Source organism: Spirosoma areae (assembly GCF_054781775.1).
In genome coordinates, this window is sequence record NZ_BAAGTT010000036.1 from 25,721 (window position 1) to 43,268 (window position 17,548).

Below are 17,548 nucleotides of genomic sequence, written 5' to 3' on the forward strand. Positions count from 1 at the left end.
CATCAATACGATTAATTTAAAATCTGTCCGATCTCCTGAATTTGCCTCAGCATAGGTAAGGCCAGAAGACCTTGTTTGGTTAACGTATACTCAACCCGTGGTGGAATTTCGGCATACGCTTTTCGGCGCATGATACCCAACGCCACTAAGGCTTTCAATTCGCCGGCGAGAACCTTTTCGCTCACGCCGGGGAGCAGTTCACTGAGTTTACTGTACCGAAGCGTTTGCTCGCCCAGAAGCAGAATGATGTATAACCGCCACTTTCCACTAACTACTTCTAACGCTTTAGTAATCAGCACTAAGTCTGGCTCACTGGGCACTTTACTTCGGTCACTTGTCATATGCGCTTACTAATTTTCAAACCGAATGAAAATGACCGCCTGCGCGATTATAACCAGAAGACACACCAATCCCGCACCCAAAGGGTACGGCTGAACGGACGCACATTGTTAGACATGAGTAATACGATCAGGCAGCAAAAGCCACTATACACTGGGTAACTCAATTACTTACTGGTAAGTTGCCAAAGTACGTAAATAACGAAAAGAAAAGCAATTCCGTATACCCAAAAAGGTCACCTCGTTTAGGCAGTACCCGAGCGAAAAAACGGCTCGTTGGTCTGTTGTCCGGGGTGAATTTAGTGGACTAAACTAATTATACGCAGCAAAGCTACGTTCGGATTGCCGTAAATTTCGCCGTAATATGCGTATACTCGCTGGTTTTCTCATCAAAAATTAGCCGCAAACCGGCAACTTTTAACTAAATTAAACCCATAAGTAGCCAAATCAGTTATAGTAGTCAGCCGCCGGGTTTGTTCCCGATTGGCCGTCCCCCATCCATCGTTTGAATGCAGTCTGACGCCACTAAAACCACTGACTCTGCGCCTGTTCGCCCCGTTACGACCCGGCGATTTGACAAGCTTTTTTTAAACCTGGCCGATGTCGCGTCTTTTGTTGGCCGTTTTTTTCGGGAAGCGCTGCTGCCGCCTTATGAATTTAAAGAAATTATCCGGCAATGTTACGAAGTAGGCTACCGGTCGCTGCTGTTGATTTCAACAACGGGATTTATCACAGGAATTGTTTTCACCAACCAGTCGCGTCCGTCACTGTCGGAGTTTGGGGCAACGTCGTGGCTGCCCTCGCTGATTGCCATTGCCATTGTTCGGGCGCTGGGGCCACTCGTGACAGCCCTGATCGCGGCCGGTAAAGTAGGGTCAAGTATTGGGGCCGAGTTAGGCTCAATGAACGTGACGGAGCAGATCGACGCCATGGAAGTATCGGGCACCGATCCATTTAAGTTCCTGGTTGTCAGCCGCGTAATCGCCACCTCGATAACTATTCCGCTACTAACCATGTACACCATCTTTGTTGCCCTGATTGGTGCCTACATTAATGTCAGCCAGAACGAACAGACCAGCTTTGCGTCCTACATTCAGGAGGTTTTTGGGGCAATTACCTATTTAGATATTTTTGCGTCCGTACTAAAGTCAATCGTGTTTGGTTTCACCATTGGTATGGTTGGCTGTTACAAAGGATATCATTCATCCAAAGGCACCGAAGGCGTTGGCAAAGCGGCTAATTCAGCCGTTGTTACCTCCATGTTTTTAGTGTTCATCGAAGAACTTCTCTCCCTTCAGATTGTCAGCGCAATCCGGGGAGGGTAAACAATTGCGAATGAGTGAAAGAGCGAATGAGTGAATAGCTGGCGCAGAAAATATTCACTCTTTCGCTCTTTCATTCTTTCGCTCTTTAAATTATGACATCATCCAATACCGATCCGGTCATTCGCATTCGGGGGCTGAAGAAGTCCTTCGGAAACCTGCATGTGCTGCGGGGCGTTGATTTAGACGTCTATCAGGGCGAAAATGTGGTTGTGCTGGGGCGTTCCGGTACAGGCAAGTCTGTTTTGATTAAAATTATAGTCGGTTTGCTCAAACCCGATGCCGGAAGCATCGTTGTGCTGGGGCAGGATGTGGAGCAGTTACGGGGCAAGGAATTAGACGAGTTTCGGCAGAAAGTGGGGTTTTCCTTCCAAAGCAGCGCCCTCTACGATAGCATGAGCATCCGCGAAAACCTGGAGTTTCCACTCGTGCGGAATGTCAGAAACCTCAGCCGGGCCGATATCGATAAAGCCGTCGAAGAAGCCCTGAGCGACGTTGGCCTCTCCCAAACGATTAACCAGATGCCGTCGGAGTTGTCGGGTGGACAACGAAAACGGGTGGGCATTGCCCGGACCCTGATTCTGAAGCCCGACATTATGCTGTATGACGAACCCACTGCCGGGCTGGACCCCATCACCTGCATCGAAATCAACAAGTTGATCAACGATGTGCGCGAGCGGCTGGGGGCAACTTCAATCATCATCACCCACGACCTGACCTGCGCCAAAGCCACCGGCGACCGCGTAGCGATGTTGTTAGACGGAAAATTTGAACGCACAGGCACCTTTGAGGAAGTCTTTACCGACCCCGACGAACGGGTGCAGCAGTTTTATAATTACAATTTTGTGACTTGAACAGAATAAGCCGTCAGTCGTTAGTCAATACGGGGCCGCCCGTACGGTCATTAGTCGCCAAAGGTTTGCCCGTAACGACTGACCGCATACCGACTGACTATCGACCAACGACTAAAGACTAACAACAGAAAATGGCAATAGAATCAACCAAACGCTCCGTAATTGTCGGCATATTTGTTCTGGCTGGCTTAGCCATCCTGATTGCCGGTGTATTTGTGCTGGGCGGCCAGCAAAAACGCTTTACAAAAAGCATTCGGATTATGGCGGTTTTTAAAGATGTAGGAGGCCTGAAAGCAGGGAACAACGTCTGGTTTTCGGGCGTCAAAATCGGAACCGTCAAGCGAATTAGTTTCGCTGGCAACGCGCAGGTGGAAGTCGATATGGACATCGAGCAAAGTTCTCAGCAGTATATTCGGAAAGATGCCAGCGCCAGCATCGGTTCCGATGGGCTGATTGGCAACAAAATCGTTGTGATTGCCGGTGGCACGACGAGCCATCCCGAAGTGGAAGAGGGCGACCGGATTAAAACGTCGGAGGCCCTGAGTTCTGACCAGATTATGGCAACGCTCCAGGAAAACAACAACAACCTGCTGCGTGTAACGAACGATTTTAAGGAATTGGTTGGCAACCTTCGAAAAGGAAAAGGAACGGTTGGCGCGGTGTTGACGGACTCAATGGTGGCCGAAAATTTTAAGCGAGCCATGCGGAACCTGGAACGAGCTTCGCAAAACACGGTCAACGTAACCGGCTCAGTATCGCAGTTTGCGGCCAAACTAAACACCAAAGGAACGCTGGCCAACGAGTTAGTGACTGACACAACGGTGTTCCGGCGGCTCAGTCGTTCGGCTACGCAACTCGAGGGCGCGGCTGGTTCAGCCAACAAAGCGGTTGGCAACCTGAACGAAACGACGGTAAATATTAATCGGGCCTCCGAGAAACTCAACAACACCAATAGTCCACTGGGCGTGTTGCTTACCGACCAGGAAACGGCCAACAATCTCCGCACAACCCTCCGCAACCTCAATCGGGGCACGGCCTTGCTAAACGAGGATTTAAAGGCCGCTCAGAACAACATTCTGCTGCGTGGCTATTTCAAGAAGCAGGCGAAGGAAGACGCGAAGCGCAAAGCCGACAGCACAGCCGCCCCGGCGCAACCCTGAGAAGCTGTTTGACCGGGCCGTCGGAGCGGTTGTAATCGCTTCATAGTACGTTCATCGCTCTGATCGGCTTCCGATGAACGCCATGAGTTCCTGTACAGATGAGGGATAAGGACAACTAATTCTCCGATTAGCTTAATCAGGCTCATTTTTCCTATTTCGCACCTTTAGAATTGAGCAACTTTCACTTTCTTTGTTGCGTTATATACTGACAAACTAAAATGTTCGCCCTGAGATATAAATGAGTTACATAGCCCGAGAAATTGTTGACAACCCAGAGAGTCCGGTCAATTTTCTTCATATTGATTGGAATACACAACAAGTCACGCACACTATTCATATATTAAGCTTTATGGATAATGGGTATCACATTAACTATGCCCCAGCCTTAAAGCTATCTTCCTATGGGAATTCCTTTGATGAGGCTAAGGATATGATGGTTGATGTGGTGTTGCCAGATTTTTTTCAGGAAATGCTCAACCTTGCTCCCGTTGCTGTACTCGAATACCTCAGCAAGTTAGGGTGGTCTGCCATAGGCCGCGAATCGAAAGACTTTGAGAATAAGTCTTATGTAGATAAGGATGGCATTTTAAGAAATTTCAGTTTGCCACAAGACACAATAATTGAGGAGGAAGTACTAACAGTTGCTTAATGGGTAATTTTAGGCCAATAAGTACGAAGTGTTGGATAAAATTCCTCAAAGCTCACGGCTGTACGTTTAAGTCAAAACAAGGCACGTCACATGACAAGTGGAGGTGTCCTGACTGTGTTTTATCAATCATTTTCAGGGGAGCAGAAAAGGAGATACCCTTTCTACATATTCAAACTAATCTCTCAACGATGGGAAAGACCAAAGAATACTTTCTTACGTGGATTGAGAAGAACTGTTAACAATAACCAAGCCCGGCCTTTGAGTCGGGCTTTCCATTGACCCATGGAAAAAAGACCTGTACCTATTATTGCCGTTAATTTTTATTAGCTGAGACAAGAATACAAGACCCTGTAGAGGTCAAACCGGGCTGTCTAAGGGTACACGTTAAATTTGCCTAATTACTTACGATAAGTTCACTTTCTCCGAGCGAACCGACTCGCCATAGAAAACGGTTGCCTGCCGGTCAAAATCGTCGGTGGAGTCGGTAGTCAGAAATACCCGCTGACCCTGCCTGCTGCACTGCGCTTCCAGTTCGGGATGCCGTTGTAGATAATCGGCCAGGCTGTCGGCCACAATGCGGCCCTGACTCAAAATCGTCGCGTGGGCGGGCGCAAACTGCCGGATTTTGTCGAGCAGTAGCGGGTAGTGCGTACAAGCCAGTAACAGCGTGTCAATGTCCGGCGACTGAGCCAGCAGCCGGTCGATGTGCTGCTTCACGAAGAAATTAGCTCCAGGGCTGGCATATTCGTTATTTTCGACTAAGGGCACCCACATCGGGCAGGCTTCCTGAAAGACGCGCACTTCCGGAAAAAACTTCTTAATTTCGACCAGATACGACTCCGACGTAACCGTTCCACGCGTGGCCAGAATGCCCACATGCCCAGTTTTGGTATACGTACCAATTACTTCGGTCGTTGGCCGGATAACGCCCAAAACCCGGACTGGCTGGTCCCGCCCGTCGGGAGCCAGTTTGGGCAAGTCGAGTTGCTGAATATTTCGCAGGGCTTTGGCCGACGCCGTATTGCAGGCCAGCACCACTAAGCGGCAACCCCGGTCGAAGAGGTGCCAAACGCATTCGAGGGTATACTGATAAACGGTATCGAAGGAGCGGGGGCCGTAGGGCGTTCGGGCGTTGTCGCCGAGGTAAACGTAGTCGTACTGAGGAAGTTTACGGACAATTTCGCTCAGCACGGTCAGGCCACCGTAGCCCGAATCGAACACGCCAATGGGTTGATTCATAGTCATAGTATGCAAAAAACCTGTAAGGTCTTAAAGACCGCTCCGGCGGCCCGGCTTACAGGTTTACTATTTGGCGAATTTTTTGGTTAAGATTTACCCCAGCAGTTCTTTTCCCTGCGCCAGAGCCGCATCCAGTCCCGACGAATCAGTGCCGCCTGCAGTGGCAAAGAAGGGTTGTCCACCCCCACCGCCTTTAATGTTTTTGGCTAACTCTTTCACAACCTGTCCAGCATTCAGGTTCTTGCCCTGAATCAATGAGTCGGGCAGCATGACGGCCAATTGTGGTTTACCGTTAATATCGGCGCCAAGCACGACCGCCAGATTATCGACTTTTGCCTTCAGGTCATAAGCTAATTGTTTGAGCGCATCGGCAGAGGGAACATCGACGCGCTCGACCAGCCGGGAGTGTCCGTTTACGGTTTCGATTTTAGCCAAAAGCTGGTTTTTCAGTTGCTGCACTTTCTCGTTTTGCAACGCTTCGACCTGCTTCTGCAAGGCACTCCGTTCGTCCAGTAACGTCTGCACCGCTTTGACTACATCTTTCGGTGCTTTCAGGAGTTCTTTCAATTCGCTGACCACCGCCATTTGCTCATTCACCAACGCTTCGGCCCCCGCCGATGTTTTGGCCTCTATGCGCCGAATACCCGTCGAAACAGATCCTTCGCCCGTGAATTTGAACAGCCCGATATGGCCTGTTGCCGGAACGTGCGTGCCCCCGCAAAGCTCGACCGAGTAGTTCGGATCGAAGGTGATAACGCGCACGAAATCGCCGTATTTCTCACCGAACAAGGCCGTTGCGCCTAAGGCTTTGGCCTCCTCGATGGGCACGTTGCGCTTCTCATCGAGTTTGATATCTTCCCGAATCTTCTCGTTCACAATCCGCTCAACCTCAGCCAATTGTTCGTCGGTAACTTTACTAAAATGGGAGAAGTCGAACCGCAGCGCATCAGGGCCCACATACGAACCTTTTTGCCCTACGTGATTGCCCAGCACCACACGCAGAGCCGAATGCAGCAGGTGCGTAGCCGAGTGGTTGCTGCTGATTAGCATCCGGCGGGTACCATCAACCTCAGCCTGAACACTGTCGGCTAAATTAAGGTACTCATCTAATTCGTCGCTGCCGATGCCTTTATTTCCATCCGGCCAACTAACAATCCTGTTTCCGTCCGCTAAGGTCGTAAAAATGGCGCGGGGCGGAAATATCTGCCAGGGTGTGCCATCGTCCTGCCAGGGTACGGTAGTTAAACCAAATGTTGCATTCGGGTCAACGATGTGAACCGTCAGGTCATTTTCCTTTTTTGTATCGACAACATCCAGCCAATACAGCGGCTTACCTTTCTTCAATAAAATCAGTGAACCCGTATCGCCAATCTGTCCGCCCGATTCAGCATAGAAAGGCGTTTCAGCCAGCACAATCTGAAATTGTGTTCCCTGTTTGTTCTGAACTTTACGGTATTTGATTAAACTGGTCTTTGTTTCAGTTTGGTCATAACCGACAAACCGCGACCCTGTGCCATGTTCAGCCAGGTCAATCCAGTCGCCCGCCGATGCGGTAGCATCTTTCCGCGAACGGGCTTTCTGCGCCTGCAATGCCTTCTGAAAGCCTTCTTCATCAATGCCCAAGCCCTTCTCGCGTGCGATTAACGCTGTTAAATCAGCAGGAAAGCCGAAGGTGTCGTTTAATTCAAAAACGGTGTCGCCGGGAATTGTGCCTTTTCCGTCGGTTGTTAATTGGCCGATGATCTGATCCAGACGACCCAAGCCCGTTCCCAGCGTCCGCAAAAAGGCGATTTCCTCCTCCCGAATGACCGTTGCTACGAAATCGCGCTGGGCGTTGAGTTCGGGGAACACGTCGGCAAACTGCATGGCCAGCGTGGGTACGAGTTTGGTCATGAACGGCTCGGTCAGGTTCAGGTACGAATAGCCGTAGCGAATGGCCCGGCGCAGAATTCGCCGGATAACGTAACCCGCTTTTGCGTTGGAGGGCACCAAACCGTCGGCAATGGCAAACGAGACGGCCCGGATGTGATCGGCAATGACGCGCATCGCCACATCGCTCATGCTCTTGCCCGCTTCATATTTCCTGTCCGACAGTTCTTCGATGACGCGAATTGTGCCCGAAAAAACGTCGGTGTCGTAGTTCGACTGCTTGCCCTGAATGGCCATGCACAACCGCTCGAAGCCCATGCCCGTATCGACGTGCCGGGCGGGGAGTTCCTCCAGCGGCCCCGGTCCGCCGTCGCGGGCGGCTTTGCGGTTGAACTGCATGAACACGTTGTTCCAGATTTCGACAACCTGCGGATGGTCAGCGTTCACGAGTTCCTTGCCGGGCTGTTGGGCGACTTCCTCCGCCGAACGGAGGTCGATGTGGATTTCGGAACAGGGGCCGCACGGGCCTGTGTCGCCCATCTCCCAGAAATTGTCTTTTTTGTCGCCCAGAATAATCCGCGACTCATCGCCAATGATACGTTTCCACAGGTCCCACGATTCCTGGTCGAAGGGTACGTTGTCGCGCTCATCGCCTTTGAAAACCGAGACGTAAATGCGCTCTTTGGGCAGTTTATAGACCTCCGTTAGCAGTTCCCATGACCATTCGAGGGCTTCTTTTTTGAAATAATCACCGAACGACCAGTTGCCCAGCATCTCGAACATGGTATGGTGATAAGTATCGAAACCAACGTCTTCGAGGTCGTTGTGCTTGCCCGACACGCGCAGGCATTTCTGCGTATCGGCCACCCGTTTGGCCGGGGGCGTACCGTTACCGAGGAAAAAATCTTTAAACTGCGCCATCCCCGAATTGTTGAACATCAGCGTAGGGTCGTTTTTGGCAACGAGTGGAGCCGAAGCAACAATCAGGTGTTGTTTGGAGCGGAAGAAATCGAGAAAATGCCGACGTATTTCGTGGGAAGTCATTTGCAGATGTTTCGAGTTTCAGGTTCCAGGTCGCTGCTCCTAAAGGCGTTAACGTGAAACCTGGGGCCTGAAACGATTATTGAACTGCAAAATTACAGTAAAACTTGCAGGTTTGATGGAAGGTCAGCAAGTTTGTCAGATGGAAAGCCCGGGGAAACTGTATTACGGCATTAGGGAGGTGGCGGAGAAATTTGGCATCAACGCGTCCAAACTTCGGTATTATGAAAAAGAATTTCCGACCCTACAGCCTAAGAAAAATCGGTCCGGCGACCGGGTCTACACGCAGGCCGATATCGACCATTTAACCGAGATTCTGGATTTAATCGACCGGCAGAAGTACACCCTGCCCGGCGCACGGGAATTTCTGAAAGAGCGCGATGCCCGCCGACGCGAGAACGCCCGCTATATTGGCAAACTAACTAAACTAAAAAAATTTCTGGAGCAGATGCGGGCCGGGTTGGACGAATAAATCCATACCTTGCTCCTATGCCAACTTACCTCGTTTACGCCCTTCTCTCGACTGCCTTCGCCGGTTTAACGGCAGTGCTGGCTAAAGTCGGTTTGTCCGCTATTTCGTCTGACCTGGGGTTAGCCATCCGCACAACCGTCGTATATCTGGCCGTTATCATTCAGTTTCTTAGCTGGCATTCAGTTTCTGAAACCAAGCAACTCACCAGCCGGGCCATCCTGTTTCTGGTGCTGTCGGGTTTGGCAACGGCTGGCTCATGGATTTTTTATTACAAAGCCGTAAAGATTGGGCCTGTCTCAGAAATTGCCCTGATCGACAAAGGCAGCATCGTTATTACCGTATTCTTCTCGTACCTGCTTCTACACGAACCGCTAACCCCTAAACTCCTGCTTGGTCTCACGCTGATAGTAGCGGGCTTGCTGGTAATGATCTGGAAATAAGCTTATTATTACCCTATCTACAATGCCTTCATAAACGCCACCAGCGCCTTTTTCTCGCTTGCGGCCAGGTTCAGCTTGTTGCCAGGGAGGGTTTGGTTGGGCAGGTTGAACCCCAGGCCATTGCCGCCCCCTTTGTTGTAGAAATCAACGACTTCCTCTAAGGTACGATACACGCCATTGTGCATGTAGGGCGCGGTTTTGGCGACGTTGCGAATCGTGGGTGTTTTGAACGCATAGCGATGAGGTTCCCGTTTGGTGAGCACAAACTTACCCACGTCGGGGTCAATATAACGACCAGCAGCGGTGGCGGGTGTACCCAGCACTTCGCTCTCCGTTTCCTGGTAAGCGGGAGGCACCGTGCCGTTGAATAGCGGAAAAAAGTGGCAGGTGGCGCACTTGCCTTTACCCATAAACAGGTTAAACCCAAACCGCTCTTCGGCAGTCAGGGCATTGGTTTGCCCACGAAAGTAGTTATCCAGCCGCGAGTCAAGCGTGGTGAGCGAGCGGATGTAACTGGCGATGGCATTTTTGAGTGTCTGTTCGGTTATGCCTTCTTTGTAATGCCGGGCAAACAATGTTCTGTATTCGGGCTGCTGTCGTAATGCCTTCACGGCGGCAGGCAGTGAGCCATGCATTTCCTGCGGGTTCTGAATCACATCGCTGGCCTGATCTTCCAGAAAAGCCACCCGTGAGTCAGCAAACTGCACCGCCTGAAAAGCTGCGTTCAGCAGCGTTGGGGCGTTGCGGGCAGTACGCTGACCACCCATACCCAGCGATAAACTCCTTGTTTCGCCGTCTGTAAAAGCCTTGCCAGGCTGATGACAGGTGGCACAGGTGCGGGTCGCGTTGCCCGATAGAATCGGATTGACGAACAGCCGTTTCCCCAAGGCTGCGCGGCCAGGGGTGGCACGTTGCTCATCAAGGTTAACAAACTGACTGGCGTCGAACACGCCCTTATCCGTCAGGGTTCGGGCGGCAGGCGACAGCAACCGATTTTCGGTAAAAACCGGAATGACGAGGACGTTCTGGGCAGCCAGCAGCAAACGACTCAACACATTGGCCTGCTGGCGAATGAATTCCAGCCGGTCGAAGACATCAAAAAGGCGGGCCGACTGCAAGGTGTGGATGGCGTGCCCGAACGTCTCGTTGAGCCGCCTGGCCAGGGCCGCATCCCGGCTTTCCACCGAATAAGGAGCCAGTTGCTGCTGCACTCGCCGGAGGGCGCTGGCGGCTTCGGGCAGTGAGTGAAGGGCCACCGGCGAGTCGAAGCCCGTGATGCCAAGCGAGACAACCCGAAACACTTCGAGCCGCATGGCGTCGAACACATGACTGTCGGTCAGTTCGTTACTGGCCGAGATTTTACGCAGCCGATGCACATTGGCCCGCAGCACGGCGGTATGCTGGATGATTTCGGGCTGATTGGCCCAATCGACCGCTGGAAATAAGTACTCTTCCAACACCTGAAATCCTTCGGGCGGGTTGACCCGAAGGTCGTCATCGACATCGGGAAGGGCGGGGCCATTGAGGGCGCGGGTCGTTTCGGGGCTATAATAGGCGGCAATAAATTCAACCCGCTTGTAGGTCAGCCGTGCCCGCCGAAAGGCCGTCTGCACAACCCACCCGGGCCGACGCGCCCGAATGCCACGCTGCAACTGGCTCACTGCGCTGTCCAGGTCGTCGATGTCGTGCATAAACGCCTGCTTCACGGTCTGGGCAGGGGTTAGTTTTGGGCCAGTCAGAAAGCCATATACGCCAAGTACAAACAGCAGTCCCGCCACCAGCAGGATGAGTCGCCAGGGACCGGGACCGGCCAGTTCAGGCCGGTTCGTAAACCCTGAATTTTGTTCTGAAACCATCTATCCAGGGCCTAAAAGCCCTTCAGTTAATGCAAAACGCCTGACCGGAAGGCTGGCTCCGGTCAGGCGTTTTAGCGTGCATGCTTAGCGTGGTAACCCTTCAATCAGAATAAGCTGGCTGGCCTGATTCTCGTCTTTACGCACCGAGCCCCCGTCAACCCCCTTGTATTTGTCGCCACGCCACGTATGCGCCTGAATCCCCAGCATAAACGTGTTTGGGCGACCCGTTACGTCCGACACGTCAATCATGCCGCTGCTCTCCCAGGAGCCGGGTTTGGATGTACCGCCAACGTTGTATTTAGCAGCATCGGCTTCCGTCCGGCGATGGTCGAGTTCAATAATGGGCGTCAACTGCTTCGTGTTGAGGCTGTACTGATACACGTAGGCATCATGTTTTTCGTCGCCGTATTCGTTCGGGTCCTCCATGATGTAAATGTAATTCGTTGTGACGCAGACGTTATCCGGGTCCTGAAATGTTTTGGCAATCCCGCTGCGATCATCCCCATTCAGAATCACCTCTAATTTACCCTTTGTTGGGTCGTTGGCGTCCATTGCCAGGCGGTAAATCCGGCCATATTTCGAGCGCGAATAATCGGCGTTAACACCCGTATTATTCTGGCCCGTCACGGCAAAAAATACTTCGCGGCCATTCGCACCGCCACCTTTGCGGTAATCGACGTCTTCGACCCGACCGAATTTGATGCCTTTCAACTCGTTCACTTTGGCATTTATCTGCGCGCCCGTCAGGGTTTTGTGGTTCTCAATTTTGGTAAATTCGACGTCATAGCTCGTTCCCGGAATCATATCCATTTCCCGCTGGTTTCCGTCGGGCCGACGCAGCATGTAGAGCGAGCCATTGTCCAGATCGCCAACGGTATTGGACAGATACATGGCTAACTGCCCGCCGTTTACGTCGGAATCATCGTCGCCAATAACGACGATGGTTTTGCCGGGGTAAGCCGTTTTTGGCAATGGCAGCGCGTTTTCGGCACTCCAGCGACCCAGTCCGGCCATTTCGCGCGAGATACCGGCCTGCTGGGGGTCGGCATCAACCTTCAGCGCGTGCGTCCGCGATTCCTGACCACTTTCGCCACAGGTCAAAAACACAGGACCGAAGCCATGCTCGGTGGGCGTAGCGAGGGTGGCTGAGCATAACCGCCAGGTGCCCCCGCTGGAATTTAGCACGTATTCGCCTTTGACCGGCTTGAACGCCTTATCAAGCGTGATGCGCGATACGGCAAAGTTGTCTTCGTTATTGACCAGAATGGTGTAGTTACCATCGGCGTTCTGCAAAATGCCTGCTCCATCGGCTGAGCCGCCAAAAACATAGTTGGGCGACTGTTCCAACTGGTCGTCGCTGCTCAGGAGCGAATATAGACTAACACCGCTGGCCGCGAGTCGCCCACCGGCAGCGCCCGGCAGCAATTTGGCCAGCACGGGCGTAACAGACCGATTTTGCACAAAAATGGCCGGGCTATCAGGCAGGCGGTGATCGCCACAGCCTGCTACGGCGAATAAGATTAGCAGGGTCGTTGACGACAGTAGGAATTTGTTGGTAAACATGGGTAGCAGCTTGTTCATAAATTCTGTTTCACAAAGGAACCACTTACCCTTTACCCGAATGTGACGGTACTATTACCGAAATGCTATGATTAAACTAAGGTCATAGTACTACGGTAATAGTGCCCGGATTTTCATGTTCGGTGATAAATCAGTAAGCTTGCAGACGTCAACCCAGCCGCCAAATCTGTTTACAAATTCTGATTGATCTGTTTGTGTCTACCGAAACCCACCATCAAATTGCGCTAACGCTCGTACCCGGCGTTGGCAGTATCCTTATCCGTCAACTGATTAGCTATTGTGGCTCGGCTTCCGACGTGTTCCGCTCGCCGTTGGCCCGCTTAGTCAAAATTCCGGGTATTGGCGATGTGACGGCCCGCGCTATTCTCAAATCCAGCGTGCTGACCGAAGCCGAAGCGATTGGCAGCCGCCTGGAGAAGTTAGGCGCAACGGCCCTTTTTTATACAGACAACGCCTATCCGGCCCGACTCAAAAGTTTGTATGATGCCCCGGCACTCCTGTATTTCCGGGGAACGGGCACCCTGAACGCTCCGCGCACCCTTGGGCTGGTGGGTACGCGCCAGGCTACGGACTATGGCCGACGCATCACCAACGAAATCATCGAAGCCATTGCGCCCTTCCATGTCAGTGTTATCAGTGGGCTGGCGTATGGCATCGACATTGCGGCCCACCGGGCCAGTCTGGTCAATGGCCTGCCCACGCTGGGGGTCATGGCCAGCGGCTTAGACATTATTTACCCGAATATCCATCAGAAAACGGCGCAGGAAATGCTCGTGCTGGGCGGGCTGCTCACCGAAAGCCAGCCGGGCACCAAGCCCGATGCTCACCTGTTTCCGGCCCGCAACCGCATCATTGCGGGGCTGAGCGACGCGGTGGTGGTGGTTGAGGCAGCCGCGAAGGGAGGGGCGTTAATTACCGCCGAATATGCCAACAATTATCATCGGGAGGTATTTGCCGTGCCGGGCCAACTGAATCAGGCCTTTTCGGCGGGCTGTAACAAACTTATCCGCGAAAATAAAGCGCAGATTTACACCAGCCCCAAAGACATTATCGAAGCCCTGAACTGGGATCAGCCCGAGGGTCAAAAAACCAGGACAAGCCCGCAGCCGCCTGGCCTGCCCGCTCTTCCAGTCGATATTACGGAAGAAGAAAGTCAACTTATTGCCTTGTTGCGCCAAACGGCTGACGTGCATATTGATGAGTTAAGCTGGAAAAGTCAGATTCCAATGGGGCGGCTGGCTTCCCTCCTGCTCAATCTGGAGTTTCGGGGCTTCGTGCGTTCGCTGCCGGGCAAAAAGTACGCAGTGGTGTATGTGTAGGCAGTAGTGGTGTTAGGTTTCAGGATTTGACACCACCACTCTCTAAACAAATACGCTCTTTTTTAAGTACTATTGACATAAACTAATGCTAAACCAAACCAGGTATGGGTAAAGGCGATAAAAAAACCAGAAAAGGAAAAATCTCCATGGGGTCCTACGGCGTCTCCCGACCGCAAGCTGCCAGTAAACCAGCAGTTCCAGTCCCGGAGAAAAAACCTAAAGCATAATGCGTGGGTGGGTATTAAGTTATTGATTACTGAGTTATTGGTCATTGGCAGATTACTCAGTAGCTACTAACCAGTAACCAATAACATCCTTACCTCGTCTTCGCTTTCGGTTGTTTTGATGCGGGTTTCACGGGTTCCAGAGGTTCCGGTGGCACAATTGGTTCGGGTGCGGGAGTGGGCGTTGAACGCCGGTTACGGCCCTCGCGGAAAATAACGAAGCCGAGGAGACCAATCAGTAACCCATTGCAAATTAAGTCGATGGTATCGCCGGTTTTGGCTAAAGGCGGGTCAAACCGAAACTCAATCGTGTGTTTACCCGCCGGTACGCGCATGGCCCGTAGCACATAGTTTGCCCGCAGATGGGGGGCGGGTTTCCCATCGATGAATGCCTGCCAATCCTCATGACCCCGGTAATACACTTCGGAGAAAACTACCAGGCCGTCCCGAACGGCATTCGTCTGGTAGATTAGTTTGTCGGGACGGTAGTTCGTTAGCTGAATGGCGCTGCCGGTATGATTCAGGGTAGCAGGCAAATTGCCCAGTTCGGCGGCAAACCGCTTGTCTACCACGGCTGAATCGCGGGGATTCAGGGTTTTCATGACCGCCATTTCTTCGTCGGCATCAGCTACCTGCTGCACCGTACTCACAAACCAGGCCGCGCCCAACACGTCTGGATTTGGAATCACAACCGGACCCGCCGGGGCCTGCTGCGGATCAGCCGGGTTCGGCTGCCCCGCCTGAATCACATATTTCGCGTGAAGCATGTTCAGAATTGGCAGTGTGTTGGGCTGGAACGCATAGGTTATCAGCTCATTGTACCGGCGCAAACGAGTGGTATTGTAGCCACCAATGGACCGGTGGAAATACGATGCCCGGTTGGTTTCCATGAAGGAACTCGTTTGGTCGAACACCCGGTAACCCAACGACTTATCCTGTAGAATCTGCTGGTCGGTAGGGGTTGGCTCAAACGGAACACTGGCCTGGCTTTTTGGGATGAAATCGGCACTGTTCAGAAAGCGTTTATCCACGGAGAACAAATCAAAAACAACCACCGCCAGCAGCAATGGATAGAAAACCGCCGGTTTGATTTTATCCGTAATGAACAGCCATAAAGCTCCTGCCGCCAGCAAGATCAGCAGCACGGACCGGAAGGCATCGCTTCGCATCATGCTTTGCCGGTCGGCAATGAGGGCGGTCTGAAAATCTTTGGCAGCTTCGCCGAAGTAACGGGAGAGGATGTCGATATCGGTCGGTTTCTGGAAGCTGAAGAACGTTCCCCCCAACACGGCCAGCACAAGCGCCACGCCAGCCGTTAAACCCAGGCTGATCAGCAGCGGCTGCCGAAGCTGGGCAAACGTTAATTTCTCGCTAACGATGGTCTGAATACCAAGTGCGGCTCCGGCGGCCAGAAACAACTGCGCTAAACAGAGAGCCATCGTCATTGCCCGAAATTTGTTTAGATAGGGCAGGTAGTCAAACAGAAATTCATTAAACGCGAAAAAGTTTTTCCCCCAGGCCAGCATAACCATCAGTACAGCCGCACTCAGCAGCCACCAGCGAACCGCCCCCCGGATAACAAACATGCCCATTACAAACAGAAACAGGATTGCCGCGCCAGCATAGGCCGGTCCGCCTAATATTGGCTGGTCGCCCCAGTAGGTTGGCGCGCCCAGTTCGACCATCTGCTTAGCCGCGCCCGGATCAATGCCCCGGCTCGTCATGGCTTTATAGAATTCAGAATCGGTCGTCAGCCCCCCACCTGAGCCACCGCCATACACATTCGGGATGAGCAATGTCAGCGTTTCGGCCTTACCATAACTGTATAAAAACGCGTATTCTTTATCCAGGCCCCCTTTCGATTCGCTGGTGGGCATTTTCCCGTCGGGGTTCGTGGTTTTGGCCGTCAGTTCCGACTTCCCCCGAATCGTCTCTTTGGTATACTGGTTGAGAATGAGCAGCCGTTTCCCGAAACTACCAGCCGCCAGGGTTCCGGCCACCGCCAGCGTCGCTAAACCAAGGGCCAACTGGCGGCCCTTGCCCGCCCGTACCAGCGCGATGCCCTCAATAAGTACATACAGGCCAATGGTCATGAACAGGTAGTACGTGATCTGAATGTGGTTCGCGCCGAACTCCATACACAGGAAGAAACCCGTCAGGGCCGCACCCAGCCAGTATCGCCCACGCAGCGCCAGGATAACACCAGCCAGCAGGCCAGCCCCGTAGCCCATCGCAAACAATTTGGAGACGTGCCCAGCTTCGAGACTCACAATGCCGAATGTTCCCAGACCATAGGCAGCCGCGCCCAATGCCGAGAGCCAGGCATTACAACCCAGCACGACCAACAAAATGTACATACTCAACATGACGACAAAAACGATGCTGGCCGTATTGGGGAGGGCGGTGATTACGGCCATCGTAGCTTTGTAGACCAGGATATACGGGTAATTGAAGTCGATCATATAGCCGGGCATACCACTAAAAACGGCATCGGTCCAGCCCGGTTTTTCGCCGGTTTGCTGCGTAAGTTCCCGAATCTCACGAGCGGCTGCAGCCGACTCCTGCACATCGTGCATTGACAGCGTTTTACCTGACATGACGGGCGAAAAATAAACAATAGCCAGCACGAGCAGCCCCAGCACGGCGATAAGGTGCGGGCGCAGGCCGGTCCGCCGGGGCGGTTGAAAAAGGGTTGGTTGGTTCATAAATAATAACAGGAACGTAGCCCAAAGATACGGCTTTGTGCTAAAACGGATAGAACAGGTACGTGATTGTTCCTGGAAACTCCGCCCAACTGGAAAATCAGGTAACCTGATTGGGTTTCAGAAGACTCAGAATAGCACCCGAAAAACGGCATCGCACGCTATGTATAGTAAGATTTATAAATGAATAAATTGAACATTTTCCATAGTACACATTAACCTATAATCCTGTATCTAATCGAGCAGCATGTACAGATAAGGAGTATACCTCTACTAATTGTGTAAAATTACGTACCGCTTAATCAATTTTGTATTTTACCAAGTTAACCCCTCTTTTAAGCGCAGACATAGCCAATAGCCTATACATTAAACTTTATAGATACATACAAGCCGCTGTTTATCATCGCTTTAGCAAAGAGAAAGGACCGTTTTTACCCTTATAACTTACGATATATAATTGGTTACTTTAGCGAATGGCTACT

The 17,548-nt window shown here is 52.1% G+C and carries 14 protein-coding genes; 8 read left to right on the forward strand and 6 right to left on the reverse strand.

Features of this window, described 5'->3' with window-relative positions; all coding sequences use genetic code 11:
• Positions 1–11 precede the first annotated feature (11 nt).
• Positions 12–341, reverse strand: a complete 330-nt coding sequence (locus ACYVI1_RS20995; protein WP_460912756.1) for a winged helix-turn-helix transcriptional regulator — start codon at positions 339–341, stop codon at positions 12–14.
• 506 nt (positions 342–847) lie between these two features.
• Here ACYVI1_RS20995 and ACYVI1_RS21000 point away from each other — a divergent pair.
• From ACYVI1_RS21000 to ACYVI1_RS21015, 4 genes are all read left to right on the forward strand, one after another.
• Positions 848–1,663, forward strand: a complete 816-nt coding sequence (locus ACYVI1_RS21000; protein ID WP_460912757.1) for an MlaE family ABC transporter permease — start codon at positions 848–850, stop codon at positions 1,661–1,663.
• A gap of 92 nt (positions 1,664–1,755) precedes the next feature.
• Positions 1,756–2,514: an ABC transporter ATP-binding protein gene (locus tag ACYVI1_RS21005; protein ID WP_460912758.1), complete on the forward strand. Its 759-nt coding sequence runs from the start codon at positions 1,756–1,758 to the stop codon at positions 2,512–2,514.
• Between the two features lie 131 nt (positions 2,515–2,645).
• Complete coding sequence (locus tag ACYVI1_RS21010; RefSeq protein WP_460912759.1) at positions 2,646–3,674, forward strand: MlaD family protein; 1,029 nt, start codon at positions 2,646–2,648, stop codon at positions 3,672–3,674.
• 238 nt (positions 3,675–3,912) lie between these two features.
• Positions 3,913–4,323 carry a hypothetical protein gene (locus tag ACYVI1_RS21015; RefSeq protein WP_460912760.1) on the forward strand — a complete coding sequence of 137 codons (411 nt, stop codon included), beginning with the start codon at positions 3,913–3,915 and terminating at the stop codon, positions 4,321–4,323.
• A gap of 402 nt (positions 4,324–4,725) precedes the next feature.
• On the opposite strand, the gene murI is transcribed toward ACYVI1_RS21015, so the two are convergent.
• Both murI and alaS read right to left on the reverse strand, forming a co-directional pair.
• Positions 4,726–5,562: a glutamate racemase gene (murI, locus tag ACYVI1_RS21020; RefSeq protein WP_460912761.1), complete on the reverse strand. Its 837-nt coding sequence runs from the start codon at positions 5,560–5,562 to the stop codon at positions 4,726–4,728.
• Between the two features lie 93 nt (positions 5,563–5,655).
• The gene (alaS, locus tag ACYVI1_RS21025; protein ID WP_460912762.1) at positions 5,656–8,475 is read right to left on the reverse strand and encodes an alanine--tRNA ligase; all 2,820 of its coding nucleotides are present in this window, start codon (positions 8,473–8,475) and stop codon (positions 5,656–5,658) included.
• A 115-nt stretch (positions 8,476–8,590) separates the two neighbouring features.
• Between alaS and ACYVI1_RS21030 the strand changes: the two genes are divergently transcribed.
• Positions 8,591–8,944 carry a MerR family transcriptional regulator gene (locus ACYVI1_RS21030; RefSeq protein WP_460912764.1) on the forward strand — a complete coding sequence of 118 codons (354 nt, stop codon included), beginning with the start codon at positions 8,591–8,593 and terminating at the stop codon, positions 8,942–8,944.
• 17 nt (positions 8,945–8,961) lie between these two features.
• The gene (locus ACYVI1_RS21035; protein WP_460912765.1) at positions 8,962–9,384 is read left to right on the forward strand and encodes an EamA family transporter; all 423 of its coding nucleotides are present in this window, start codon (positions 8,962–8,964) and stop codon (positions 9,382–9,384) included.
• A 17-nt stretch (positions 9,385–9,401) separates the two neighbouring features.
• On the opposite strand, the gene ACYVI1_RS21040 is transcribed toward ACYVI1_RS21035, so the two are convergent.
• Entirely contained in the window at positions 9,402–11,240 is a 1,839-nt protein-coding gene (locus tag ACYVI1_RS21040) for a cytochrome c peroxidase (protein ID WP_460912766.1), read from the reverse strand.
• An 84-nt stretch (positions 11,241–11,324) separates the two neighbouring features.
• Positions 11,325–12,821: a PhoX family protein gene (locus ACYVI1_RS21045; RefSeq protein WP_460912767.1), complete on the reverse strand. Its 1,497-nt coding sequence runs from the start codon at positions 12,819–12,821 to the stop codon at positions 11,325–11,327.
• A 194-nt stretch (positions 12,822–13,015) separates the two neighbouring features.
• On the opposite strand from ACYVI1_RS21045, the gene dprA reads away from it, so the two are divergent.
• Positions 13,016–14,140, forward strand: a complete 1,125-nt coding sequence (gene dprA / locus ACYVI1_RS21050; protein WP_460912768.1) for a DNA-processing protein DprA — start codon at positions 13,016–13,018, stop codon at positions 14,138–14,140.
• Positions 14,141–14,244: 104 nt separating this feature from the next.
• A complete protein-coding gene (locus ACYVI1_RS21055; RefSeq protein WP_460912769.1) occupies positions 14,245–14,367 on the forward strand; it encodes a 30S ribosomal protein THX in 123 nt (40 codons plus the stop codon).
• Positions 14,368–14,456: 89 nt separating this feature from the next.
• Here ACYVI1_RS21055 and ACYVI1_RS21060 read toward each other — a convergent pair whose 3' ends face one another.
• A complete protein-coding gene (locus tag ACYVI1_RS21060; RefSeq protein ID WP_460912770.1) occupies positions 14,457–17,069 on the reverse strand; it encodes a hypothetical protein in 2,613 nt (870 codons plus the stop codon).
• Positions 17,070–17,548: the final 479 nt, after the last annotated feature.